Source organism: Candidatus Enterococcus moelleringii, assembly GCF_017377575.1.
Lineage (GTDB): Bacteria > Bacillota > Bacilli > Lactobacillales > Enterococcaceae > Enterococcus_A > Enterococcus_A moelleringii.
The window spans coordinates 16048-41606 of sequence record NZ_JAFREM010000014.1 but is presented as its reverse complement, the minus strand read 5'-3'; the positions used below and the strand labels follow the sequence as shown (position 1 = coordinate 41606).

21 protein-coding genes are annotated in these 25559 nt (G+C 40.3%); 6 read left to right on the top strand and 15 right to left on the bottom strand.

Features of this window, described 5'->3' with window-relative positions; all coding sequences use genetic code 11:
• Nucleotides 1-18: 18 nt before the first annotated feature.
• Entirely contained in the window at nucleotides 19-420 is a 402-nt protein-coding gene (locus JZO70_RS09095) for a hypothetical protein (RefSeq protein ID WP_207673247.1), read from the bottom strand.
• 140 nt (nucleotides 421-560) lie between these two features.
• Entirely contained in the window at nucleotides 561-1163 is a 603-nt protein-coding gene (locus JZO70_RS09090) for a short chain dehydrogenase (RefSeq protein ID WP_207673246.1), read from the bottom strand.
• A gap of 173 nt (nucleotides 1164-1336) precedes the next feature.
• On the opposite strand from JZO70_RS09090, the gene JZO70_RS09085 reads away from it, so the two are divergent.
• Nucleotides 1337-2224, top strand: coding sequence for a helix-turn-helix transcriptional regulator (locus JZO70_RS09085; RefSeq protein ID WP_207673245.1), 888 nt, complete (start codon nucleotides 1337-1339; stop codon nucleotides 2222-2224).
• A 189-nt stretch (nucleotides 2225-2413) separates the two neighbouring features.
• Here the strand turns inward: JZO70_RS09085 and JZO70_RS09080 are convergent, their stop codons facing one another.
• The 8 genes from JZO70_RS09080 to JZO70_RS09040 all read right to left on the bottom strand — a co-directional run bounded on the left by JZO70_RS09080 (nucleotide 2414) and on the right by JZO70_RS09040 (nucleotide 15523).
• The gene (locus tag JZO70_RS09080; protein ID WP_207673244.1) at nucleotides 2414-5308 is read right to left on the bottom strand and encodes a homing endonuclease associated repeat-containing protein; all 2895 of its coding nucleotides are present in this window, start codon (nucleotides 5306-5308) and stop codon (nucleotides 2414-2416) included.
• Nucleotides 5309-7626: 2318 nt separating this feature from the next.
• The gene (locus JZO70_RS09070; RefSeq protein WP_207673243.1) at nucleotides 7627-8463 is read right to left on the bottom strand and encodes a transglutaminase domain-containing protein; all 837 of its coding nucleotides are present in this window, start codon (nucleotides 8461-8463) and stop codon (nucleotides 7627-7629) included.
• A gap of 237 nt (nucleotides 8464-8700) precedes the next feature.
• The gene (locus JZO70_RS09065; RefSeq protein WP_207673242.1) at nucleotides 8701-10176 is read right to left on the bottom strand and encodes an Hsp70 family protein; all 1476 of its coding nucleotides are present in this window, start codon (nucleotides 10174-10176) and stop codon (nucleotides 8701-8703) included.
• A gap of 36 nt (nucleotides 10177-10212) precedes the next feature.
• Nucleotides 10213-11301, bottom strand: a complete 1089-nt coding sequence (gene grpE, locus JZO70_RS09060; protein WP_207673241.1) for a nucleotide exchange factor GrpE — start codon at nucleotides 11299-11301, stop codon at nucleotides 10213-10215.
• A gap of 2 nt (nucleotides 11302-11303) precedes the next feature.
• Nucleotides 11304-12314 carry a DUF6273 domain-containing protein gene (locus tag JZO70_RS09055; RefSeq protein ID WP_207673240.1) on the bottom strand — a complete coding sequence of 337 codons (1011 nt, stop codon included), beginning with the start codon at nucleotides 12312-12314 and terminating at the stop codon, nucleotides 11304-11306.
• 20 nt (nucleotides 12315-12334) lie between these two features.
• A complete protein-coding gene (locus tag JZO70_RS09050) occupies nucleotides 12335-13336 on the bottom strand; it encodes a protein phosphatase 2C domain-containing protein (RefSeq protein WP_207673239.1) in 1002 nt (333 codons plus the stop codon).
• A gap of 104 nt (nucleotides 13337-13440) precedes the next feature.
• Nucleotides 13441-14181 (bottom strand): vWA domain-containing protein, encoded by a 741-nt coding sequence (locus tag JZO70_RS09045; protein ID WP_207673238.1) that lies wholly within the window; start codon nucleotides 14179-14181, stop codon nucleotides 13441-13443.
• Nucleotides 14182-14194: 13 nt separating this feature from the next.
• The gene (locus JZO70_RS09040; RefSeq protein WP_207673237.1) at nucleotides 14195-15523 is read right to left on the bottom strand and encodes a serine/threonine protein kinase; all 1329 of its coding nucleotides are present in this window, start codon (nucleotides 15521-15523) and stop codon (nucleotides 14195-14197) included.
• Between the two features lie 580 nt (nucleotides 15524-16103).
• Here JZO70_RS09040 and JZO70_RS09035 point away from each other — a divergent pair.
• Both JZO70_RS09035 and JZO70_RS09030 read left to right on the top strand, forming a co-directional pair.
• The gene (locus JZO70_RS09035; RefSeq protein ID WP_207673236.1) at nucleotides 16104-17165 is read left to right on the top strand and encodes a hypothetical protein; all 1062 of its coding nucleotides are present in this window, start codon (nucleotides 16104-16106) and stop codon (nucleotides 17163-17165) included.
• A complete protein-coding gene (locus JZO70_RS09030) occupies nucleotides 17137-18492 on the top strand; it encodes a TGS domain-containing protein (protein ID WP_207673235.1) in 1356 nt (451 codons plus the stop codon). The genes JZO70_RS09035 and JZO70_RS09030 overlap by 29 nt, the downstream gene beginning before the upstream one ends.
• A gap of 381 nt (nucleotides 18493-18873) precedes the next feature.
• Here JZO70_RS09030 and JZO70_RS09025 read toward each other — a convergent pair whose 3' ends face one another.
• Complete coding sequence (locus JZO70_RS09025; RefSeq protein WP_207673234.1) at nucleotides 18874-20004, bottom strand: hypothetical protein; 1131 nt, start codon at nucleotides 20002-20004, stop codon at nucleotides 18874-18876.
• A gap of 236 nt (nucleotides 20005-20240) precedes the next feature.
• Between JZO70_RS09025 and JZO70_RS09020 the strand changes: the two genes are divergently transcribed.
• From JZO70_RS09020 to JZO70_RS09010, 3 genes are all read left to right on the top strand, one after another.
• A complete protein-coding gene (locus tag JZO70_RS09020; RefSeq protein WP_207673233.1) occupies nucleotides 20241-20627 on the top strand; it encodes a hypothetical protein in 387 nt (128 codons plus the stop codon).
• A 59-nt stretch (nucleotides 20628-20686) separates the two neighbouring features.
• Entirely contained in the window at nucleotides 20687-21277 is a 591-nt protein-coding gene (locus JZO70_RS09015; protein ID WP_207673232.1) for a DUF2922 domain-containing protein, read from the top strand.
• Nucleotides 21278-21372: 95 nt separating this feature from the next.
• Nucleotides 21373-21465: a type I toxin-antitoxin system Fst family toxin gene (locus JZO70_RS09010; RefSeq protein WP_207673231.1), complete on the top strand. Its 93-nt coding sequence runs from the start codon at nucleotides 21373-21375 to the stop codon at nucleotides 21463-21465.
• A gap of 396 nt (nucleotides 21466-21861) precedes the next feature.
• Here JZO70_RS09010 and JZO70_RS09005 read toward each other — a convergent pair whose 3' ends face one another.
• The 4 genes from JZO70_RS09005 to JZO70_RS08990 all read right to left on the bottom strand — a co-directional run bounded on the left by JZO70_RS09005 (nucleotide 21862) and on the right by JZO70_RS08990 (nucleotide 25532).
• Nucleotides 21862-23217 carry an MATE family efflux transporter gene (locus JZO70_RS09005; RefSeq protein WP_207673230.1) on the bottom strand — a complete coding sequence of 452 codons (1356 nt, stop codon included), beginning with the start codon at nucleotides 23215-23217 and terminating at the stop codon, nucleotides 21862-21864.
• Nucleotides 23218-23701: 484 nt separating this feature from the next.
• Nucleotides 23702-23986, bottom strand: a complete 285-nt coding sequence (locus JZO70_RS09000) for a hypothetical protein (RefSeq protein WP_207673229.1) — start codon at nucleotides 23984-23986, stop codon at nucleotides 23702-23704.
• A 518-nt stretch (nucleotides 23987-24504) separates the two neighbouring features.
• Entirely contained in the window at nucleotides 24505-24834 is a 330-nt protein-coding gene (locus JZO70_RS08995; protein WP_207673228.1) for a branched-chain amino acid transporter permease, read from the bottom strand.
• Nucleotides 24831-25532 carry an AzlC family ABC transporter permease gene (locus JZO70_RS08990; protein WP_207673227.1) on the bottom strand — a complete coding sequence of 234 codons (702 nt, stop codon included), beginning with the start codon at nucleotides 25530-25532 and terminating at the stop codon, nucleotides 24831-24833. Before JZO70_RS08990 ends, JZO70_RS08995 begins: the two co-directional genes overlap by 4 nt.
• Nucleotides 25533-25559: the final 27 nt, after the last annotated feature.

Below are 25559 nucleotides of genomic sequence, written 5' to 3'. Positions count from 1 at the left end.
TTTCTCAGCTTTTGCTTTTTATTCTACTGTATACCGAACCTCTTTAAACATGGTCGATTCTTCGCCCGCTTCCGAATCGTTCTCCGTTTGCACAAAATGCACTTTTGGTTTGTAATCGGTTGGATGAGCGTCCTCCAGCCCTTCGATGTCAATCGTATACTCTTGATCGTTCTTCAACTTTTCTTCCATCACTTTTTGATTGGCTACATAGACGAAGGTAGTTTTCTCTTCATCAAAGTCTGTTACCTTAAATCGTAAGGTATTGTCTTCCGGTGTAATCTCAGGTGTTAATAAAGTCACTTCACCGATGCCTTTATTTAATTGCTTATCAACCTCTTCTTTTACTTCCTTTGCCGCAGCAAAACAGCCGGATAATAATAGCGTAATTCCCAATAACCAAATAATCCCTAACTTTTTCATAACCTTCGCCTCCGTTTTCTTTTATTATACCTCTTATTAGAAAATTCCTTATCCGCCTTTAGTCGGAACTTGAAGGTCATTATGGAAATTTAGCTACGTTTTCCTTTGCTGCTATTATCTCAAGTCTCAGATCTGGCCAACTAATAAACTTTGTACTCCTGCCCGGTCTGCTTACCAGCCACACTCTTCAAATACGCCGTTGCCACCCGATCCACCGGCACTGGTACAAAACCTTTAAAAGACTCCTTCAATCTTTCAAAAGACTCTTCTAAGACATTTGGGCTGACACAATTAATCCGAATCCCGCGGGTGTAATCAATCGCTGCAGCTTTAACAAAAGCAGCCACCCCACCATTTGCCATTGCCGAAGAAGCGCCCGCCGCAATCGGGTCGTCCTTCATCACGCCGGTGGTCAACGTAATACTGCCGTTATTACGCAAGTATTTTTGCCCAATCAACGCTAAATTGATCTGACCCAGCAGCTTGCTTTGCACCGCCACTAGATTATCTTCCGGCGTCATCTCTTCCACTAACACTTTTTTCGCCGCGCCAGCAGTTGAAATAATCCCGTCTAAATTACCGATTTTTTGAAACATTTGCTCAATGCTTTCAGTTGAAGTAATGTCCACCTGTACATCACCACTGGTTCGTCCAGCAGTCAGTACTTCATAATTTTCTTCCCGCAGCTTCGCCACCACCGCTTGGCCGATGGTGCCATTTCCGCCTACCACTAAAATCCGCATCCAAACACATCCTTCTTTTCTTTTTTCCAGAATAGCACGAAAAGCCTGTAAAACCAACATTCTACGCAAAGTAGAGTCGCATTTGTGCAGGTTTTTCTACCATTATGATGAAAATTTGCTATGCTTAAAGAATAGAAGCCCCACAAAACAGCTTATGGTAGGAGAGGATTTTTATGGAGACCTTTTTAGCAAGAAAACTTAAACACTATCGGTTAAAACATGACCTGACCCAAAAGCAGTTGGCCAGTATCTTGTACGTTTCAGATAAGACGGTTTCAAAATGGGAGCGGGGAAATGGGCAGCCGGACATTGAGACCTTGAAAAAAATTGCGCAGCTTTTAGAAACGACGATTGATGACTTATTAAATGAACGGGAGCCGGTTACCTACTTCGAGTACAAAAGTCCGCTTGTGATTGCGCTGCTGCCGATTTTGCATATTGTCATCCCCAATATTCCGGAGTTGCTTCGGACGTATGGTCTGCGACAAAGCTATTATGCCATTTTACGTCAAATGCCCAAGGCGAAGGGCGTGATCAGCTGCGGTTTTTTCTCGACGGGGATTCTGTCAGTTGGCATTTTTAGTCGCGGTCTTTTCTCGATTGGGGTCCTGTCACTGGGAGCTATTTCTGTCGGTGGGATTACTGCCGGTTTAGTCAGCCTTGGTCATCTTTCACTCGGTCTGCTCTCTTTTGGCAACCTGGCGTTGGGATTGGTGATCTTTGCCAATCTTGGAATTGGTTACTTAGGGATCGGCAATCTGATCGCTGCTAAAATTGCCGTCGCAAATCAAGCCGCCGGCGAATTTGCCTTCTCCTTAGGTAGCGAGGTTACGGAAAAGGAAATCCTTGAAGCCCTGCATCGCCTGCAGCAATTAGACATTCCAGCCCTGGCAAACAGACTGTTGGTTCAACCGGTGACCACAGCATTGGAATCTCCTTGGCCAATCCTGCTGCTTGTCAGTGTGGTCCTCCTGCTAAGCGCGATTACTATTATTGGAATCATTATCGGCTTATTAAAATTACTGGAAAATCAGCGCCGCGCCAAAAGTTTTTCCTATTAAGAAAGTTGCTCAGCCCAATATTGCATCAAATAGAAAAACAAATAAGTCGTGGGACTGGTGCAAAGCACCCTGTTCCCATGACTTTTCTGGTCCAACACAATCCATACTGTTGGAATTTTTGCTTCTATTATATAAGGCTTCCTTCAAACGTACAGCTGACCCGCGACTTTCAACGCCGACTTCCAAATTTTACAAAAACCACAAATCCAACGGGTTATTATTGCTAGTGGGCTTCGTCTGCTCGCCCTCCAAGCCGGCGTCCACTAAGAAGGTGTTCCAAGAACCAAATTTGTTGATGGCCCTTTTACTGAATTCAAATTCTTCTTTCTTAGGCACTCGACCTAATTCAGCTGTTCTTTCTAGAAGTAATTCGATCAACTCGCTATAGCTTAATCTAGCCTTAAAGGATTTCAGACCAGCGCTTTCCATAAATTTGCCCCAAGTGCCATATCGGCTGGCGGCCATTTGGCCATACTGGAACTCTCTGACTATCGGGGAGCGGCCCAATTCTGCGGCTTTCAGCTGAACCAATTCAATCAACTCTTGGTTACTTAGACGTCGGTCGAATTTACTCAAATCAAAACCAGCCTCCTGTAAGAATTTAATCCAACCACCAAATCGGTAAGTTGCACCTTTGGTATGCAAAAATTCTTCGGCGCTAGGCACATGACCTAGCTTAGCAGCTAATTCTTGAATGAGGCTGATCAACTTTTCGTTGCTTAGCGTCGTTTCACTTCTTTTCGGCTTCAAGCCTGCCTGACACAAGAATTCATTCCAGCTGCCATATCGGCTGACCGCTGTATGCTTCTGCTTAAACTCTTTATTGGTAGGGATACGGCCTAGCTCGGCGGCCATTGCTTGGACACCCTCGATTAACTCTTCATTGCTAATCACTGGTCCATGCTTCCACGTTTTCAACCCAGCTGCCTTCAAGAAATTACTCCAGCTGCCATATCGGCTGGCGGCCATTGCACCATAGGGGAATGATCGTTTGGTTGGGACACGCCCTTCATCCTTTGCTTGTGCTCGAACTAATCTGAGCAACCGTTTATCGCTTAAGCCACTCATTGCTTTACGCTTTTCCAGGCCAGCACTTTCAATAAATTCATCCCAGCTGCCAAATTTTTTCACCGCATACGTGCTGTACTTAAACTCTTTACGAAAAGGTGTGCGGCGCAATTTCTTCGCCTGTGCTTGAATCAATTCCATCAGCTGCGTTTCGCTTAAATTATATCTCGGGTTATTGGGCTCCAGTCCGGCACTTTCGATGAAGTTGTTCCAAGTACCATATCGAGTTTTCGCTAAAGCAGTGTAGGCAAATTCATCCTTAGTTGGTGCATGGCCTAACTCGGTGGCCCTTGCTTGCACTAATTCGATCAGCTCTTCGTTCTTCATCCGGTTTTTGGCAGTATACTGTTCCAACCCAGCACTTTCCAAAAATTTAGTCCAGCTCCCAAATCTAGTGATTGTCAGGGAAGTATACGGAAATTCTTCTCTAACTGGGGTGCGACCTAAGTCTTCCGCTATCACATGAACCAATTCGATCAACTCTTCATTTTTCATCACATTCTTCGTTCGACGCACTTCCAGACCAGCGCTTTCGACAAATTTGGCCCAACTGCCAAAACGCTGCGACGCCATCGATCCAAACTTAAATTCAGGGCCATTTGGCGTATACCCTAGTTCTGCCGCCTGCTGTTGAACCATTTCAATCAACTCTTCATTGGTAAAAACATTTCTAGCCCTCACCGGCTCCAGACCAACGCTTTTTATAAATTCGTACCAAGTACCGTAGCGACTGGAGGCCAACGTCCCGTAGTCAAATTCCTGTTGCGTCGGTGTGCGCCCCAATTCCGCCACCTTTTCGTGAATGGCTGCCACTAATTCTTCGTTGCTGATGCGGTTCACCTTGCGGACCTCTAAGCCGGCAGTTTCCAAAAAGTTCGTCCAGCTGCCGAACCGTTTGATGGCTTGGCGATACAGCGGGAATTCTTTCATTTTCGGCGAACGACCCAGCTGCTCGGCTTTTTCCTGGACCCGTTTGATTAACGTTTCATTACGCAGCCTTTTTGGCCCCAAGCCTGCATAACTCAGAAATGCTTTCCAGCTGCCGAATCTTTTATCCGCGGTACTACTGTGTTTGAACTCTGCTTTATGGGGTGTCCGTCCCAGTTCGGCCTTTTGCTCTTTTAAGCGTTTGACCAGCTCTTTCTTGCTCATGTATTGGCCTTCGTGTTCCAAACTCGCACTTTGCAAAAAGTTTGCCCAGCTGCCAAACCTATTAATAGCCGCTTCATTGTGGAAGAATTCAGTCTTCAAGGGGGTGCGCCCCAGCTCCGCCGCTCTGGCTTGAACGCGCGCGATCAGCTCTTCATTGCTCAACCGTGGATTTTTCGGCTCTAAACCCGCACTCCGCAAAAAATTAGTCCAGTTGCCAAAGCGACTAGCCGCTACGTCTCCTTTTTCAAACTCAGATCTTAACGGCGTGCGGCCCAATTCCTGCGCCTGCTTCTGAACCCGCTCAATAAACTCTTCGTTGGTGATCTTTAGTTTCCGATCATTTGTTTTCAGCCCTGCACTTAGTATGAAGTTGTTCCAGCTGCCAAATCTTTTTTGAGCCGTTTTCCTGTTCTTAAACTCAGGTGCAGTCGGCGTACGCCCCAGTTCCGCCGCTTGTTTTTGAACCTGTTCAATCAATTCTTCATTGGTTATCTTTGGTTTAGGTATCGGCGGTTCAAGTCCGGCTTGCAGTACGAATTTTTTCCAGCTGCCAAAGCGGGGTCTGATTAACGAGCCATATTCAAACTCGGTTCGCTCCGGCGTGCGCCCTATTTCCGCGGCTTTGGCCTGAACCAATTCCAACAGCTCTTCATCACTGAGGGAATACTTAGGATCTAACTCGATGATTGATAGGCATCTTCGCCAGCTGCCATATTTTATTTTGACCACCTGAGCAAACTCGAATTCCTCCTTTTCAGGTACCCGACCTAACTCCGCGGCTCTTTTGTTGATCATCTCTACCAGCTCATCAGCACTGATAACTGGTGATAGGTAGACCCGACCCTTTAGCTTTTCTTTGTCCATTTATCCCTTCTCCTTGCTGTAAATGAACGATGAGTCAATTGATATGTAGTGGGTGTTCCATCGGACTCATTTACTTTTTTTCTTGGAATGCTGCTTTTTTTAGTGGCACGCCACTTTTTTCCGTCGCTTTGTCTGCACACGGCGATGGTGCCATCACCAGATTCTTGCAGGCGCACATTTCTTCTTACGTTCTTTATCCACCAGGTTCTGTCCCAGTGCTATGTAGAATTTCCACCTTTGATTGCTTCATTATACTTCATTCCCTCATCAGGGAAAACCACAAAATTCACGATGGTTCTTTTTAGATAGCCGTAAAGATCCTTTACACTGAATTTCATGGTAATTCTTCCCCGATCTAGTTTAACTTGAACGATTTTCTCAAGGAATAAGGATGAAGCAGGAACCCACCATACAGCAGTAGCTTTCTGCTTGTCATAGGATATAGTTGGATCAAAGGTTCGGCCTGGACTAATTCGATCAACTCGCCATTATTTAGGCTGTTTCTATAGATAAACAGTCACAGACCCGCACTGGATAGGAACTTCTTCCAAGTGCCATACCTTCTTCTTGCCAATGAATCTTAACTAAACTCGTCCATAGTCGGAGGTCGACCTAGTTCAGATGTTTTTTCTTGGTCTATTTCTAATCATTTTTCGTTGCTCATTCTTCACGAAGAAGTAAAGCCAGTAACTTGTAAAACAATTCCAATTTAAAGCGTTTCAATCTTTGGAAATGGGAATAAAAATTTCGAGAATTTTCTATTCATACAAGGTGCAAACAGACCATCTGTAATTACTAGTTTCACATTTGGTTACTTATTTAAGAAATTGTTGAATACATCATTAATTATACTTCATTGACGAGATAGGGAAAATAGGAAATTGAGATGCGGTTGATTTTTTGAGGCTGTTCTTTAGATGTTATAAAAAGGATATTTTTTGGAATAATCTCTCCTGAAAAATCTGCGATTAGCTACTGGAAAGGTTTGAACAAGCTTATACTTGATCATCCGACAGCCCTTACCAACCATGCATAGCAAAAAAGGTATCCTACCATGTATAGTTAGCTTGCTAGAATACCTTTTCTTTATCTTAGTAATCAAAACTACCTGTCCAACCTTTCATAAAAAAATTTACCATCACGTATTAAACCTACACTAACTATTTTCGCAGAACCCATATTCAATTACAGTTCTTCCTGTGTATCAAACTAGCTAGCTTTTCTCATCATTTGAATAGACCCGTACTCTTACCAAAAAATCCAAAATAATAGGAAAATTATTACTTCAAGCAACAACAAGGAATATGCCCCTCTTATCATATAAATTCGTTTGTAATCTGCGAAATTTTCAGGTTCTTTATTACAGCCTTCAGTTGAGGAATTCACCTTCATTCTTCTCATAATAATCGCACCTCTTTCATTCTTTTTCTGGCGTGAGAGTCTTTTTATAAACTGAAATTCCTTTTTTACGGCCTGTATAACACTGAGTCCACTGTTGTTTTCTGAAGAAATACCACATCATTATAAGATAATCGAATAGCTAAGGTTGGCATAAAACTTAGAATTAAGAATTTAAGAAGAATTCCAAAAATACTTATACTAACGGATAACACTTCCCAATCGGCTATCCAAATTACTATCATTATATTCATAGTTCCGATTGTGGGTAAGGCGTGTACTATGAAAGTCAGTTCATTTTTCCTTGAGTACACCCCTCTAACCCTAGCAACGCCAAACAAACTACCGCTGTGATTGTTAAATATGATACCCTTTCCCACACCTCACGACTTCCTGTAATGAACCCTTTTTATCACTTACTTTATCTTTTTAATATTCGAGTCTCACTAAACCACTCAATATTAATTTGGGAGAATCTCGCTGAAAAACAAAGTTACTAATCCACAAATAACTAGGCCCAATGCGAACCACAAAAGAAAGAATAAAACTTGAATAATAATAACTCCCAAACACGACAGCAACATTTCCACATGATCATAATCAAATACATATAGCGGAATTTTATAGTAAGTATTAGTAATAAGCAAAGTTAAAAAAGGATAAATTATCACTATACCTAAGGGCAGCTTATTCCTTAATAATAAGGATGAGAATAAGGTGTAACCAACCATGCCAAATTGTATAAAAAGAATTGAACGAGCGTTTGATGCAGACAGTGCATTAATCCATAGGTTGTATTCAAATAAGTAATAGGCACAATAGCCAAAACAGCCGACAGTTAAGACCAGAAACAATATATACCTTATTAATTTAAACATTGCTATCCCTCCCATTACATATAGACAGGCCTAAAAGCTATCTTAGTTAGTCTTCCATCGCTTACGTTCTTGCTGCTTATAATTATCAAATGCTAGCTGAAATGAGACATGGACAACCTTACGATTGGAGTCATAGTTGTAGCGGTATGAATAACCCAGTGAGCCTCTTATGAATAGCGAGTCCACCGCTTCTTGAAAGATACGATTAATGTGCACTTCATCTTCAAATTTATGATTAATTTTCACTGAAAATGTCCGTTCTCCTTTTTTTAACCCACTAATAAAATGTCGCTTCAGCGCTTTGCTATTAGTGAAAAACAGACCTGAACGAACAAAATAGTTATCTTCCAGAGAGAAGCATTTTGGTAATAGCTCTCTGTCCCACGTATGGTCCCGAGCGATGTCTTGATCAGTGAGATTAAAACAAGCGCGATTGAGAGCTTCTTCAATTGCGAAACTACTATCCCAGGTAACATCAATGTGATAACACTTCCCGTTGAGTTTTACAATATTCCATAAGTGATTTTCAGCACTAGCAGAATTTTTCGCTTTTCCTCGTAGGATTATGCACGAAAGCCCCGCCGCATCACACAGTAGTTTAAATGCCATTGCGAATCCTGCACATACAGCCTTTCCATTCAGTAATGCCCCTACCGCTGAATATTTCATATGATTGGATGTATTGCAGTCCTCATAGTTTACATTTGAAATTAAGTAGTCATGAATGGCAAGTTCTCTATTGTATGCCTCTGTAGGGGATTCATTAATTAAAGAGAGAATATCTTTGATCTGCTGATTTAGTTCTTCCTCAGTTTCTTTAACCTGCAGCAAAGAACAGAAGTAAGAGAAAACAATGGTTGTATTTGTCCCTTTATGCACAATATAGAATTCTTGAAAGTTCACATAAAACAAGCCCGGGTTGTCCAATCTCACATACAGAACTAAGGTCTCAAGTGTACAAACACTAACTGACCTTAGTTCCGAACTTACGGTTACTTCAGTTTGTCTAGCTGCTAACGTATTCAAAATATTGTCATATAGTAATATGTCTGCAGAAGTACTCAATCTAGTCCGGTAAAATTTCGATTTGCAATGTATCATACAAAAAGCACCTCACTAAAAATCATTCAATCTAATTTCAGCAGTTACTTGATCCCCAGTTCTTACTTCAATTGCGTTCAAAGTCATTAACCCATTCGGGTCAATCGCCATTTTCAGAAGTGTAGCATCACTCTCTTTACTATTTTCACTGCATTCAATGAGGATATCACCAATATGAGTTCCTTCAGTAGGTAAATAAATACGCTCTGTCTTTTCAGACTCATATATTGGAAGTTCAATCGTGTATCTGCCGCTTCTGATATGATAGGAAGTTGACTCGCTAGAAGCAGGAAGCTGGGTTCCTTTATAGATAATATTGTTTATTATCTCTCGTTTTTTACCTTGATATCTACTAAGACTATCTAAATAGAGCGCTCCGTAGGAAAACTTACATATATCACTCAAAAAATTCTTCTCCGTCAAGTGTTCAGCGTATATGGCTGCACCATAAGCAATAGCTTTCTCTGGTTCATACAATTTTACTGGAATTTCAGGATAGCTGCTTTCAAAATTCTTCCTTATCTGAGGCATGTTTGAACTGCCACCCACACAGACAATATAATCAATCGGAACATTGCATTTCTCAATCAATTTATTTACTAACTGCATTGTGCTCTGTAAAATATTGGCAGTAGCTCGTTCAAATTCTTCAACGGTGATTACACATGAATAAGTTTTTCCAGATAAAGTTACAGAAGCACGAGCAACACGCTGGTCTGAAAGAATATGCTTAACATTTATTGCTTGTTTAAGAATTTTATTCTCCATTTCTGCATCGAAATCTAAATGTCCGGTCTTCTCTTGATACTTTTGCTTTATTAATTTTATAAGAGCTTTGTCCCATTCACGGCCACCGATGCGGTCCATATCTGAATCAATGACTGTGTACCATTCAGATGCGTTCTTGCTGGAGCGTACGATTGCAACGTCACAAGTCCCTCCTCCTAGATCGTATACTAAAATTGTTTTGTTATCTTCAGAATTAGGAGCATTAAAATACGATATAGCTGCTGCAACGGGCTCACGGATAAAGCCTAGTACATTTAGAACATCTTTACCATCTGAATTAGGACTTTCCGCTGCTTCACGAATTAAATTGAGTTCTCTAAGTGTAAATGCCACCGGAACTGAGATCACAGCCCCATCGATCTTTTGAGAGACCAATTCTCTTCGCTTGCTTTCATTTAAAGAAACCTTTCTAATTTCTTCAAAGATGTAGTTAATGATTTGCTTTGCACTGAAAGTCATGCCGTCAGCTACGAAGGCAGCACAATTTGTACTAAGTTCCATCTTTATATCACGCTTAACGTTAAGCGGCTGGAAATCAGCATTATCTTCAGCAGCCTTACCAATTTGAACCCCGACCTCAGTGTCGTAATAAAACACTGAAGGTATAGCGTATTCACCATTTGGCAGCAATGTACGCGGTGCACCATTAACCACAACCGCCGGCATTGAAAAACTTGTCCCAAAGTCGATCCCGATCTTCATACACAATTCCTCCTATTCTTATACGAACCACTGAACCTAGATAATTTCTACCTTTGCTTTTTCAAACACTTTGCCTTTGTATTCGAAGCCAATCTTCACTACTTTCGTCACCGTAGATGATCTAGTCGGTTGCGTCGCGGAAATACTTTTGTGCCTAGCAGGATTAAAGGGCTTTTGAGCATCGTTTATGATAGTGACCCCCATCATTGCAAGTGACTGTAAGATGTTTTCTAAGAAGTCTACTCCACTTTCAATTAGATTAGTATAGCTACTATCGGTCCTTTCATTATTAGAATGGTACTCTATGCTGTCACTGAACAAACTAAACAGTGAAATCAACTGATTTATTGGTTCTTGCAGAATATTGAACTCAATATCTTCACGCAGCAACATGATCTGATTAAGTTCATCTTGAACTACTAGTTGAACTCGCTTCACTTCTTCGGATAATTTTGCATCGCCTGCTTGACGGTTTTCAGCAAATTGATTCAGCCATTCCGCTAATTTGGGATCGTACACCTTGTCTATAGTTTCTACACCAGTATCCATCTTGAGTTCTTCGGAATTTTCGCTACCCTGTACCTCTTTATTCCTTGATAATACTTCACCAATGTTTTCATCCAAGAATTTTAACATTTTCTTAATTTGAGAAGCATAATCATATTTGGAACTAAAGTCCTTTCCTTGAAACATATTCTCTTCGTACTCATTTTTATATCGCCGTAAACACTCCTTAAGGTCCTTTGAAAGGGCGTTGTTCAACCCACTGACAACAGGAAGTAGGTCATAGGCATTGTAGCAACTAACTTGTTTGGTGTATTCAATGTCGAAGTTAACTACATCTACTTGTATATTGTTCAGCGCACACAAGTATGATAATAATGAGCAGTTACGTTTAACGACTAATTCGTAGATTGCTGTATTTATTATATGAAGATAGTACTTTTCTAAAACAATCTGATCACGATTTTCATACCTATAATTAGAACTATATGCACACCCATACTGTCGACTATAATCATTACCGTACCTCCGACCATAATTGTGAACTGACCTGTTTTGTGATAATGTCTTTCTATACTTACAGGCAACGTCATAAATCCCAATGCTTTCTGTCTTAATCATCCTTATACCTCCCATACGGTTTTACTTAACCAGATAGCTGGTCGCACACCTGGTCGAACTCCTACACAACTGAACCCGCCGTCATCGAAAGCCACTTCACCGTTTAAATTAATAACTCCTTCAGCGTTTATGTAAGCAACTTTATTGTTTGAATCACCCGGCGAACGTAGCCACCACCAAGTATTTTCGGTTTTATATGCTGCTTGACGATCTAGATTGAATTCGTCATTAATAGTACAAACCTCGGTACTTACTGCCCCCTTATTAAAGAAGCCGCTATCACCAAAGTATCGAATAACTTCTGAGACGCTCAATAAGAATACCTTATCCTTTGTCTGATACCCTCCAGATGTATGAGGCCAGGGATTTTCTTCTTTTATTTCGCTTTCTACTATTTTACCCACTTCCTCTTCCGAAAATCTCTGAAGAAATTCAGTGTTAAGCCATTCTCGTAGTGAACAGGTTTCCCACGTGGTTTTTTCTATATTTTCAGCTTTATTATAAGGTATCCCAATATCCGTAATATTTTTAGTAACTAGTAATGCGGCATTGTTAGTTACATGCAAGACTAACCAGCTGTATTTACCGAAAGTGACAATTGTATTTTTAGTAAATTTGTCAGTAGTAGTACCCAATAGATAACTCTTGGAAAAGGTGTTTTCATCATTTAGCAACAGCCTCAATGGCCAACCCAGCGCAAGCATAAAGGCGTGGAGGATCTCCTTACTGCGTATATCCATAAAACCGTATTCTACTGTTAAGAGGCTGTCAACAATCCAAAGTGTTCTCTTTTGATCAGATATTGGCTTGTTAACAGTCTCTAGCAGTCTCCTTCCTACTCCAATCTCAATTGAGAATACAAGCAGATGTCGCTCATTTTTTAGTAAACTTCCAGGAAGAAAATCTCTGATAGCCGCTTGAAATTTATTTGTATCAGCCAACACTTTAATACCGCAAAGAGAAATAGCCTCCTTTACCGCAGTACCCATAGCCTGATTATTCAAATATTTCATGCGTATCAGCTCCAATTTCCTTATTCTTGTACCTCATCCTGAGAGTTCTCATCGACATCTAAATGATTATCTAAATTGCCCGCAACTTTGAAAGAGGGGTTAATATATTCGTAGGCTTCACGTAATCTTTCCATATTCTCACTAATCAAGTAAGCTAAAGAAATATCATCTTGGCTACCTTTTTCGGTCATACCAATTAGTAGGTCACCCTCTATTTCCGCCTCAGTTTTAGAAAAACCTATGGCTAAGATGTTCTCGATGATGATCGAGTATAGGCGATATAGATAATGTTCATTGTGATAAACTGGATAGCAATCATCTATTCCGTCCGTGCTTAAAAAAATTGCTACGGGCATAGTCAAAGAGTCAGGATTACAATCAATCACCTTGTGACGAATTTTGCGGTTTGCCCCCTCTTCACACAGCGATGCTGTCACGTTAAGAAAATTATCTTCGTCATATGGAATAGGCGTACTGTATTCCCCGTTTTTTTGCAGCATTACACAAGTACCATCGCCTATTTGAATCAGCAGTATTTGGCTCTCTATTACTACCGCACATAACAGAGTAGTACCGTAGGCGGTATACAAATATCTTTCCACAATATCAGGATCTTCAGAGCTGAAGCGATCCTTATACTTTTCACTTACAAATTCGAAACGTAGTTCATTTTCTCCAAGCACCTGATTTATTAAGCGCTTCTCCCAATCCTCCTTAATTAATTTTTTCCATTCACACCAAACGGCGTATTTAAAATTATTTATCCCTGTTTCACTGAATTTTGATAAACCTGGATCATCACATTCCTTTCCACAAAATATTTCCACTTCGTTAAAAAATGCTCGTATTGCAATCGAAGACCCCAGCTCACTGCGAAAGCAGTCGGAACTACCATGACCATCAGCAACGGCGATAGCTTTTACATAAGCAAGGTCTTTTTTTCCCGAATTATCTTGACACGCCCACTTCTTTTTGGCGTATTTCGGCCCTGGGTTGGATGCAGTAAACATTCGAAAATCCACGATGGAAAAACACCTCCTTTCTGTTTTCAATCCTTCCGATACCTAACTTTTTATCTTCTGTTTTTATCGTCTGCCAAAGACTAATTATTTCGCCTTCTAGTAATTTACCAGCTATCGTCCGGATCAACGTTATTAAGTTTGGGCGGCATCTGTTTCAATGCATCTCCGACCTTATTGGTCATATCATTTGGATCTGCATTTGAAAGACCTTTGTCTTTTCCAACTGCAACTTGAACTTTGGATGCCACCATACTAGAGGTGATAGTCACAAAATGAATCATATTTTTTAGGTCCTGAGGATTATTCGTATGCAAGACGGTTTCTGGGGTACCTGTAAACTCCGCGAGAATCGCATCGTTTGAATCTCCGTAGCCAATCGCTACCTTGGCAGCGACTTTATACCAATTATTATTCTTCAAGCTTGATAAAGGAGTTTTATAATCATCAGTAGGTGCCGCATCCGTTAACAGAAACAGAACTGGAGCAACCGATCCACTTGCTCGCTTCATGAAGCCATTGCTGACTGATAATTGTTTTTCGAGTTCCTTGAAGGCTACACCCATTGAAGTCCCACCACCTGCATTCAAATCATTCCACGCATAGTCTTTCGGATTAACTAAACCAGCCCCTGTTACCCAGCGACTATGACTCTCGAAAGCCATAATTGCCACTTCGATTTCCGTGTCTGCGTTGTCATCATTCATCGAGATTAGCTCCGGCAAGACACCTTCAATAGCAGCGTTGACCGCTCCAATTGGCGCACCTGACATACTTCCTGATACATCAAGCAAGAAAATAACTGGACACATACGACGCTGAACCTCTGCTTTATTTAACATACCCATAATTTTCTCCTCCTTAAAATTTGCTAGTTGAAAATACTTCAGCAATGCAATCATTGCCAAAGTCGATTTTGAAGCCCAATCCTAAAATAGCAACCTCTCCCTTTTGTTTAATACTTGTTTTTCCACTCGGAGCCGTAATCGTCCAGTTGAAATTCGAATTATTCTTTAAACCAAACTTGCCGGGTTTGGCTAATATGGTTGCAACCTCGGTCTGGTAATCATCTGAAGCAACGCTTATTTGATATTCATACAAACAAATTCCCTCAAATATTGGGACGCATATCTCAATATTGGAACGCTTCTTTGCAAACTCCAAATACCCGACAACCTGAATTTTACTTTGGCAATCTGGGCAAATGGCTTGTTCTTTAACGTCCAAAAATATTTCTGCATTACATTCAGGACATCTTACAATTGAACTCTTAAGTCGCAATAACAAGTGAATCCATTGTTGTTCAAGCAGCCGTCCTTTTTCCTGCAACAAACACTCTTGGCTGAATGATTCGACAAATGCTTTTCTAATGAAATCCGGAAGACACGGCCAACAAGCGATCGCATTAATGTGTAAATTTTTGACAGGTCGATTCGATGAGTCGTGTTCATCAAAAATAAACAATGGTTCTATACCAAAAAATTTCTTGTCTTGAGTAATCGTAAATATGTCAGTTCTAGTTCGGGTACCTTCAAGTGGGTGATCGCCTACCAATAGCATAAACAAAATAATTGACAGGGAAAAGCGATCGGTCAACTTACTGGGAGTCTTGTCTCTACGAACCACCTCAGGAGCCATATATCTGGACTTCCCTAAAACACCGGATGATTGTCCATGCCCCATAACATTGTCGTTATCACCAATTAGTACTTCGCCAGTTTGCGGATTGATAAAAAAATTCCCATCATTTAAATCTTGGTAATTATACCCCTTATTGTGCAGATCTTTGAAAGCTGCAACTATATTTAATGCAGCATCCACCATAGAGCTATAACTCGCAAACCTAACTTTAGCCAACAAGAAATCAGAAAACTTCCGATAATTATTGGGCAATATCGGCATAACATAGCCGAATGTCCCTTTATACCAATTGGTGATTTCTACTGGCCAAAGAAATGCAGGCGACGGAGACCCCGTCTTGGTATTTTCTTTGAGGTTGTTGTAAAAAACTTTAGGCTGTTTGATTAAGTCGCCGTAGTACCATTTTAAAGCCAGCTCTTTTTTTGTCTTGTCTACCACCTTATAGACGACTCCTTGTCCTCCTCTACCAATTTCTTTAACAACAGTTACGGTATGTCCATCTGCTAAATTTACCTTTTGTGATTTTTTCAATATTGAATTTTGAGCCATTAACTATGTCCCTCCTTCATTAAACGGGCATATTAAAGACGGTTGATATGTTTTGGGGATTGTCAGGTTGACTTAAGTACATGAATTTGTTCTTAGGGGGTTTTTAGTTGGCTAGGTTTACTCTCGCATTTGTCAGTGAAGACAGCTCATGGATTAAACTTACTAACAACAGACTATATAAGTGCTATTTCTCCCTTGAGGTTTAACTTATGTTAGGCGGGAGGAATCGCATACTTATCAAAAAAGAATTCCATAGAGCTAAGGGGAGATATGTTTGCTGTAAAGCATGCTTATTTGCGTTTAAGAAGCTTGTGCTTCAGTATACGTCATGTTAAAATATAGAAAAAGGGGCCTTTGCATTTATTTTAAAAAACGTGATCGACATAAAATAACACCATCTATATAAAGCATTTTCTATTGGTTGTTTTAAATATTAAAGCTTGTTCCAAAAAAAGTCAACAGATTCCCCGTTTTGTTTTTTGGAATAAGTGTTGAAAAAATGGAACGCGTCATTCCCTTTTTCCATTTTTATGGAATTCGAGTCAGATTTACTATTTGCGTGAAAAGGAGGGTACATCTAATGATTGATACAGATGAAATTAAAAAGAATTTTAAGGAGAATCTAAATTTTTTATTCCCGAATGAAAACCTAGACACCATAGCTAAAGAACTAGAGGTATCGAAGAGCAAAGTGCATAATTGGAAGCAAGAGAAATCATTGCCAACTATCGGAGACCTAAAAAAAGTCAGTGATCTATCTGGCAAAAACCTTAAGTTTAATGACCTGTTGTTGAGCAAATTAGCCGAGGCATATTTACCTGAAGACCACCAGCTAGATCAATACACAGGATCTTTTTATATGTACTATTATGACTCAAACAGTGCAGCAGATAAAACTAACGAAAAAAGAGATTTGAGATGCGGGATGGCTTTTGTATATAAGGAGAACAATAAATTAAGGGTGGATGCATTAATGGGCATTATGGAATCTAATTTATCGGATTTTAGGCCTAAAGAAAATTATGAAGACTTTATGAGTGAGGCAAAGAGATTTGCAAATGACTATAATCTCAGTGGTAGATACGAGGGCAATGTTGAGATTACCAAATCTGAGATTTATATCAATCTATACTTTGGTAATCATGATCAAGCCAAGATCATTCTTCCAAATCCTCCTAACATAAAAGAAAAGAAATCCTATATAGGTGGATTAGGCACAATAAACTCCGTCTCAGAAGGTGTTCTTCATGAACCATGTATTGGATTTATTGGATTATCGAGGTTCCGTTTAGAGGCTTTCGAAGCATCAAGACATTTAATCTTTAAGAAAAACAATATTAATTTAAGGAATGAGGGTGAGAGAATCGTTGAACTGCTAGACTATCTTAATAGCATTGGTGAAAATTCGCTATTGGGAAAAGACGAAAAAACAATTATTGTTACTTCGAGCCTAGAAAAGATTGTGGAAGGTTGGCTCGAGAAGCACATTTACACCTATGGCAAGGTTGATAAAGAACGAGATGGCAATTGGTATTTAATGGTAAAACGAACGAGTTATGGTTCAAATCAGAATAGCAATGATCCAAATCAAAATAGCGAAGGAATTAAGTATTATGAATATGAACCGCGACAATGGAATTAATTACATGTGGTCTACTGAAGATTCCCAGTCCCTTTTTAAAGACATTAGGACCGTTTTGAAACGCAGAAATAACTACACATCTATTCTTTATAAAACATTTGTTTTTGGCGAGGACCACCATTACCAAAAAAGACTGACTGGAGAGTCAATTTTCTGTCATGGTTTGAGAGCCGGTCTGATACTAGCACAGGCTGGCTTTGAACCTGAATATATCTTACTAGCAATGCTAAAAGATGTAGTTCGAAAAGGTACTGCTACCGAAGATGAAATACGTCAAAATTATTACCCGAAATTAGCAGAAGAAATACTAATTTTGAATAAAGATCCTAAGAAAATTAATAAGATGAACCACGGGCGTACGGACTACATTGTGCTGGCATCACGTTTAGATAATCTAAGAACGATGGATATGTTCGATAGCGATAGACAGATAGCAAAGATAGAACATACGAAAAACGTATACTTGAAAATAGCAACCAAAAGGAATAGTGAGTTTTTTGTGAGCAGAATTGAGGACGCTTTCTTTTACGTCGAAAATCCTCTTGAATATCAGCGCCTTGCAACTAAACAGAATAATCTATTGAGTTCAAACACCTGGGCTATTCAGAAAGCAAAGAGCTTACTCTCAAAATTAGAAAAATCTACCGAAGTTCATAAAATTACCATGTTTAAAACACTGCCTATTACAATAAAACAATTTTCAGAAGCTCAAAAAAAAGCTCAATCTAAAATAATTTATATACCCACTTGCGATATAAAAGTAGTAATAAAAGAAGAATTCGTATGGAATACTATGCCCATTTTTTTAAAATTGTTTCAAGAGAAATTAGCCAGTAAATCTTGGCATATTCTCAACTTCTTCACTTTACCCGATCAACATGACCCTGATTTAGAAGAATCATTCTTTCTAGTGGAAGATTCTTTCGGACTATACTATAGGCTTATTGTTGAGGGCGAAAATCATTACTTAGAAACACAACGAGGCTTATTAAAAGCACCGCTTGAGACTGTCTCTAATTCCAAAAGTGATAGTAATACTATTAATATTTTTCTGCCAGATGGCTTGAAAGTGGAGATGCATGAAGGTTCAACTATTTTAGATGCGGCTTTCCGTATTCATGAATATATTGGTTTCCATGCTGTTAATGCAACAATCAATGGTTCAGAAAATCCCATTGATCTTAGCACCCCTTTGATAGAAAATTGGACAGTTAAAATAAACACTGATGCTGAACCTCAGGTTACTCCTGCCTGGATAACTAAGGTGCGGACAAAAAAAGCTTTGGCAGCATTAGCAGATTATTTTGAACGAACGTTGAATTCATAATTTTCCATTCAAAATCTGTGTATCTTTTAATTGTCCGATTCTATTCAATTAACTCGACGATTAGAGAACGCACGTTCCCGACGAGTGTGACATACGACTAGAGATCGCTTTAAATCTTTTAACAAAGAAGATAAAACTCTCACAAAAGTGCAGTTCATTATTTATAAGATATAGTAAACTTTGTAGATAAGGCACCCTAGCTAATTATACAACATAGAATTAGCTAGGGATTCATTGATTTCTCATATAGTTCTACCGTTTAAAAACTAGAACGAATCTCGATCACCAGACTCATCGGCAACGCTTGGTGGTAGGTCCCAGTCCTATATTAACCCGCTAGCCCCCTTGTAACCGGCATGCTAATTACCATTCTAACTCTAATCAAGAGTAATACTCCAAATCCGTATAGATAGTAAACAACTTGTCATCTGAACCAACAGAATATTCGTATGCAATTTCTTCCCGCTCAAAATCAGCAGCAAAATTAATAACCAACGATTCTTTGTCCTTCAAGTGCCCCCATGATAGAACAAATTTCAACTCACGCCAATTTTCCTCACCTTCGATGAAGTAAGAAGGAAATTTGTTGCTGGATATATCCAAAGCAGATTCATTTTCAGAAAGCGAAGTACTGTTCCTTGTAAACAATCTTTCCTCGTAATACTGGGCTACTCCAAAATTTAGATTTTTATTGGATTGTTGAATTTGATATTGATTGCCTTGGTTCCACTCATCGCTTATTACATCTACCAGTTCGTAAGAGCCCATTGGCAAGTCGCACTTGATTTGCAGCGTTCCACCTGATCTCAGTTCATTAGTATCTGGTACAAAAATAATTCTACCTTCTAATTCATCCACCCACTCAGGATGTCTGTCTGACCAGTAACGAAGAAATGATTGAGTGCCATCCAAAACTTCAAATCTGATCGGCTTACCCTCAAATTCCAACCACCAGTTGCCTACCCCGGTCGGTGTCCGTTGTTGATGGGCTTGCTTTCCGAAACGACGTTTGATTCTTTTCTTAAACCTCTCATCATAATTAAAAACTTTGCACTGACTTTCCACAGCTTGAAGCAGCTTTTTGTCGTCAGAAACAACAATATAATAAGCTGAATCATCCACCCGAAGTTCGATTTCTCCTAAAGGATGCTGGATGTAAGGAATATCTATATCTCGTTTGTATCCTTCCCATGATGGGAAACAACCAAAGGTCAAAATATCCTCCAGAAGCAAACTAGGCGAGAATCCTGTAAGAACACCCTCATAAATATATATGTCCTCTATTTGCCCCAGCAGTTCTTCTCCTGTGAACCACATATAACGATCTCCGTTGGTGGATTCTTTTTCGACCCGTTTGAAATCTTCGCCTAATCCAGTATATCCATCATAATCAGTGATCAACCAATTTTTATTGAGTACCTCTTCTTTAGGGATTAGTTTAATAATCCCTTCCCCAGAGAAAAATCGGTGTTCTTCAGCGTTCTTCAACTGCTCGATAAATAAACTTTTCATTAGCGTACCTCCCCCGGAAGAGTTTCGATACTTAAATTTTACCATCTCCAGTTAGTGCTTTTCTATAGGTGAAGGTGCTTTATCAACTGACTAATTTTTGGGATCAATAGACTTTTATTATAAGGAAACTGCCTATCCTGCTTTTTACAGTTTTGTATAGACTGCGCAGCCATCCAACAACTCAAAAACGAACTATTAATTAAGCTGTTTAGCAAATACGAAATAAGGAGAGATGTATGATGTCAGAGCAACCCTTCACACCCAACCAAATTTTTAACTTATCAATCACTACCATCGAGCAGCGCATGATAGATTTTTACGAGGAGACGCGCGACAGCGATACCACCGTTCAGTTATTACTAGCCTTACGAGTTCGTTACCCGCTGGGTGCGGAGGAGTTTGCGCTGGTACTAAAAGAATTAGTTCATTACCTATTTATGCGATCCAAAGTAAACAAAGCCTTGAAGCATTTTCTTTTTTACTTCCGTGATTACTTCGAAACGTCGGAGTGGAAGAAAGTAAAGTTGCGCTTGTTCCCGCTGCGTAATTTTATCGAAAAGGCCAAGTCCATGATCCTGTCGCCCCTTGCCAAATTATTGCCAATTGATGTCGCAACCACCTGACCTGTTCGTTTTTTATTGCCCAGTCCCCTACGCTAAAAACTATGAAAGGAGAAATTTGAATGATCAAGCTAGTCAGCGGCTTTTTAAACAGTGTTGGCAACAAGCACACCCTTACCATCAAAGATCCGAATACCGATCTGAGTCCAGCTGAGATCAAAGAATCGCTAGAGCTGTTAACCACCTTAACGATCTTTGAAAAAGATGGTGTTGGCTTGTTCCAGAAAGTCGTTAGTGCCAAATATGTAGAAACCATCGAAACACCGATTTTTTCCGGCGACGAGTTGTTCAGTGAAGAACATGCACCGATCGTCCTAAATCAATCGATGTTCCCTCATCCAGTGCCGGCTCCTGTAGTAGATCTGCCTGCAGCATCCATCGAAGAACCATCCGTTGCCGAAATTGATGCAGAAAAAGTAGCGGAGTTGAAGAAACGCAGTACCTATCAAGCAATTCCAGCAGTACCCCAAGTCTCTCTTGACCAGCAAAAAAAAGGCATCACAGCCCCACCAGAAACACCAAACGTATTGGAGGAATCAACTGAATCACTGTCTGAAACACCGTCAACTTCTAACTACCGCATCTCAGAAATACTGCGGCGCAGAAGAAATCGAAGAAAAGCGCAGGAAAAACAGAAGAAAAATCCCGACTAATCCGCCCGCAAGTCAACGCTAGTTCGATCGATTGTTAGCGTAGGGGTTACATCTTGTCAGGATCATGATCCCTCTCCTTGAAAGGAGGTGGTGAAGTGCAATTCGTTTTGCAATATATCGTAGCACCAATCATTGTTGGACTGGTTACCGCATGGTTCAAGCATTGGTTAGACGATCATGATCCTTGACGCCGGACACCTGTGGAGCTTGGGCACTTCGCAGGTGATCCATTTGATCTTTGAAAATTGAATAATGAGAAATGGTGAGTGAGTGAGTTAAGGTGAATGGTGAAAGTTTGGGAGGAGATATGATAGAAAGCTTGAGCTGGGAGGAAGTACTCCCTCGGTTAAGGGGATTTTTAGGTGATCTTTGTTTATTCGTTTATACGGGAAGGATGGAGTAATTTTTGATGGAAAACGAAAAGCCTAAGTAAACTCAGGCTCAGACTGTAGACAAACTCCTTGATGGTTTTTAGGGTATACATACAACACAAAAGAGTCGCGATAATCCCAAAATCACGACTCTCTTAATATACAATTTTGTAATCGACAAACGGGAAGTTGTCGGGTTTGTGCTCAAAAAATCTACAAATCAGAGGCTATTTTTCCGTCAAAATACTTGGATCTGTATTTCACCAACAATGCAATCGCCAAAATTGATGATATGAACTCGGCTGTTGGTGGAGCCAACCATATACCTGTTATCCCCCATATATTCGGAAACACCAACAAAAAAACGGTAAGCAATGCAAACGTCCGGATAAAGGAAAGGATGGCGGATATCTTGCCGTTGGAAAGAGCCGTGAATAATGTGGAAGTGAACATGCCGATTCCATTAAACAAATAGACAAACGCATAAATCTTGAAACCGTCTACCGCCAGCCGGTACACCTCGGAATCCCGTGGCACGAAAAAGCCTGTCATTACTCCCGCGCATAGTTGGCAAACGATGAATAAAAGCACAGATATGAACGATACCCAAAACAGGCATAGTTTCAGTAACCGGCGTAGCTCCCTTTTGCTTTGCGCCCCGTACTGGTAACTCACCAATGGGGATACACCCATGGAAAAGCCGACAATGACCCCGACAAATAAAAATTGGGTGTATATCAAAACGGCAAGTGCGGCAACGCCTTGTTCCCCTGCCAGCCGCATCATTACGATATTAAAGATGGCTGATGTAATTCCTTGCGCCAGTTCCCGCACCATTTCAGACGAGCCGTTATAGCAGGATTGCCCCCATTCTTTTAGCTTTATGAGCGGCTTTACAAAATGCAGGGTGCCTTTTCGTTTTGAGAATACAATGATCCCCGCAATGGTTGCAATGCTGTACCCGATGCCTGTTGCAATCGCGGCTCCGGCCATCCCCATATGCAGCTGCACCATGAAAATGTAATCCAGCACAATATTTGTCACTCCGGCACCCACCATCAGCCAAAGACCCAAATTGGGCTTTCCAGCTGTTACAAAGAGGTTTTGAAACAGGATCTGCAGCAGTAAAGCTGGCGCAAATAGAATGAGAATGCCCAAATATTCGCGGGCATACGGCAGGATTTGTTCGCTGCCACCCAAAGCGAAGATAAGGTTATCCATGAAAATCGTGCTCAAAAGTGCGAATGCAATTCCAATTGTTACCGCGATAAGAACAATGGCCGTAAAGTTTTGCTTGGCCTCCAAATCCTTTCTCTCGCCCATTTTTTTTGCGATGATGGCACTGCCGCCGGTGGCGAACATGGTTCCCAACCCATAAAAAAATGATATGACAGGTGTTACGATATTGATAGCTGACAGGCCATCCGTATTCACATAGTTTGAAATAAACATGGCATCTATAACCTGATACAGCCCCATAAACACCATCATAATTATTGTTGGCATAGCAAAGCGCAGCAGCGAAAATGTTGTAAATTTCTGGGCTAGCGCATTTTCTTGATTGTTCATTGCAGTAATCCTCCATTTTTCAAATAGGCTCTTGCAGAGAGCAACAAAAAAGGCACAGCCTAAGGCCATGCCAATATAGAGCACATTATCTATACGATGATGCGTCAGTATAAGCATATTCTGCAAGGCACAACAAAAACAACAACAGCTAATGCTGTTGAAATATTCTTATCGAATGCTTTACAGAACTGCCGACACTATAACACCCCATTTTCAAACTCTGTCATCTCATCATGTTTAACTGATTTCCAAAATTTTGATTTATTTTATTATACCAGAGTAAGAAGTAAAAATGAAACACTGTATATTTATACTCCTGATATACAGTGCTTTACCTTATTTATTAGTTTGTCTCCAGTCTGAGCCTAAGTGAACTCAGGCTTTTTGCTTGCTGTTATTGGTTTCTTTGTACTGGGTAGAATGAGTCTCGTCGATTTGAAATGTTCAATAACTACTTTAGGTGATTTTACGTTGCGTCCAATTTTCAAAGGTGCGTTCCTTTACGTCGTTCGATATTACGGCGCTGCTCTTTTACTCGTGTATCTAGAAGAGGAAATAGATCTACTAGAGCCTTTGTTGCCAGAGCATCATCTACTTCTTCCATCGAAATAATGTTTACTAATTGTTCAGAGGAAATATTCATTTTTGCAGCAAGCTCCTCAAGGCTCCAATTCAGATTATTGGCGATCGTAAGTAATTCGCCAGTTTTAGTTTCGTAAGGGACGTCTTGCCAGAATTCTGCATGAGCGGATTCTTGATTAATCGACATTTAAAACATCTCCTTTAGCTTTATTGACTGCTGCTTCAAGCACTGGTTGGTAGTTTTCTAATAGAGTGAATACGGAGAAGCTGAAAGTTGTCAGATGCTTAGCTTAAATCATCTGCTAATTACGTTGTCTGATTGGCTTCGACAGGAGAACTTCTCGTTGATATGTCCTTATTATACCGAGGGAATGTTTTTTTAAAAGTTATTGGATAGATGCATCCAAATGTTTTCTATTTGCTTCGTTGGACAAGAGGATGTATGGTTTCCATAATCTTCCTATAAGCTGATACTAACATTACAAAAATATCCTTTTTGCTTCGCGAAGCGACAATCAAGGAATACGAATAATCATTGACTCATTTCATTGTTCAGCTCTACTTGAACTCTTTAATACTCTGTCTGAACTATGAACTAATTCAATCAGCTGTACGTCGCTATTTAACAAACTAGTTAGATCTTACCCTCATAGCATGCCACAATCCTTAAGTATATAAAATATTAGTTTTCTAACTGTGTTACTATCATACCAAGACAAAATTGACCAAAACAATGTAAACAAATGTCCCTGAGAAAACCGAAAGCATCATGTTTCTTTTCACAGTGTGTACAACGACAACAATCGCTGCGGCAAGAATTGTTGGCAAAAGCTCCGTCAGATCTGCTACGTTGACATTTCTCAAAGAATAAATGACTAACATACCTAGAATCGCTGCCGGCAGCAACTCTCCCACTTGGATAATAATCTCCGGCGTTTTGCGATTGGCTGGGAACATAAAAAAGGAAAGGCCTCTTGTGATGAGTGTTCCTAGAACCACCATCGAAATCGTCAGTGCTTGCTGTATTAGACTCAAACCAATCGTTCCCTCCTTTTTTGTTTTGTCTTTCCAATGATAACTATCAGCAGCATCAGCATCGTCGGCAAGATAAAGTGCTCACTGCCAAAAATGATTAGGCAGATGATACTGATGACTACCCCGGCTAAGCTGCTGAAATGATCTTCTTCCTTAAACACCCGATCAAGAAACAGCACAATAAACAAGGCTGTCATGACAAAACTTAATCCGTTGATCTCTACAGTAATAAAGGAACCGACTATTCCGCCGATGGTTGCCGCAATCACCCAGTACAAATGAATCAAGCCTGTCACAAAAAACATAAACCAATCCTTATCCACATCATCCGGTATTTCGGCATTTGAAAGAATCGAAAAGGTACCATCACACATGCCAAAAATCAGATACCACTTTTTCCAGTCACAGCTTTTAAATCGCTCCAAGCTGGAAATCCCATAAAAAACATGTCGCGCATTAACGATTAATGTCAGCAGCAGCACATTGATTGGATCGAACGTGGTAGCCAGCATGCCAATCGTCATGAACTCAATCGAACCGGCAAAGATCAACAAGCTGCAGACAAACGGATAGACAAAGTTGAAGCCGGCCTGGTTCATCAAGATCCCATAAGAAAGACCCAGAAAGGCAAAGGCAGCCATGATAGGTACAGTTAGTGGAAATGCGGTTTTTAGCGCGCGGTTTTTTGTATCAGTCATTTTTCGATCCCTTCTTTCATCAACAAT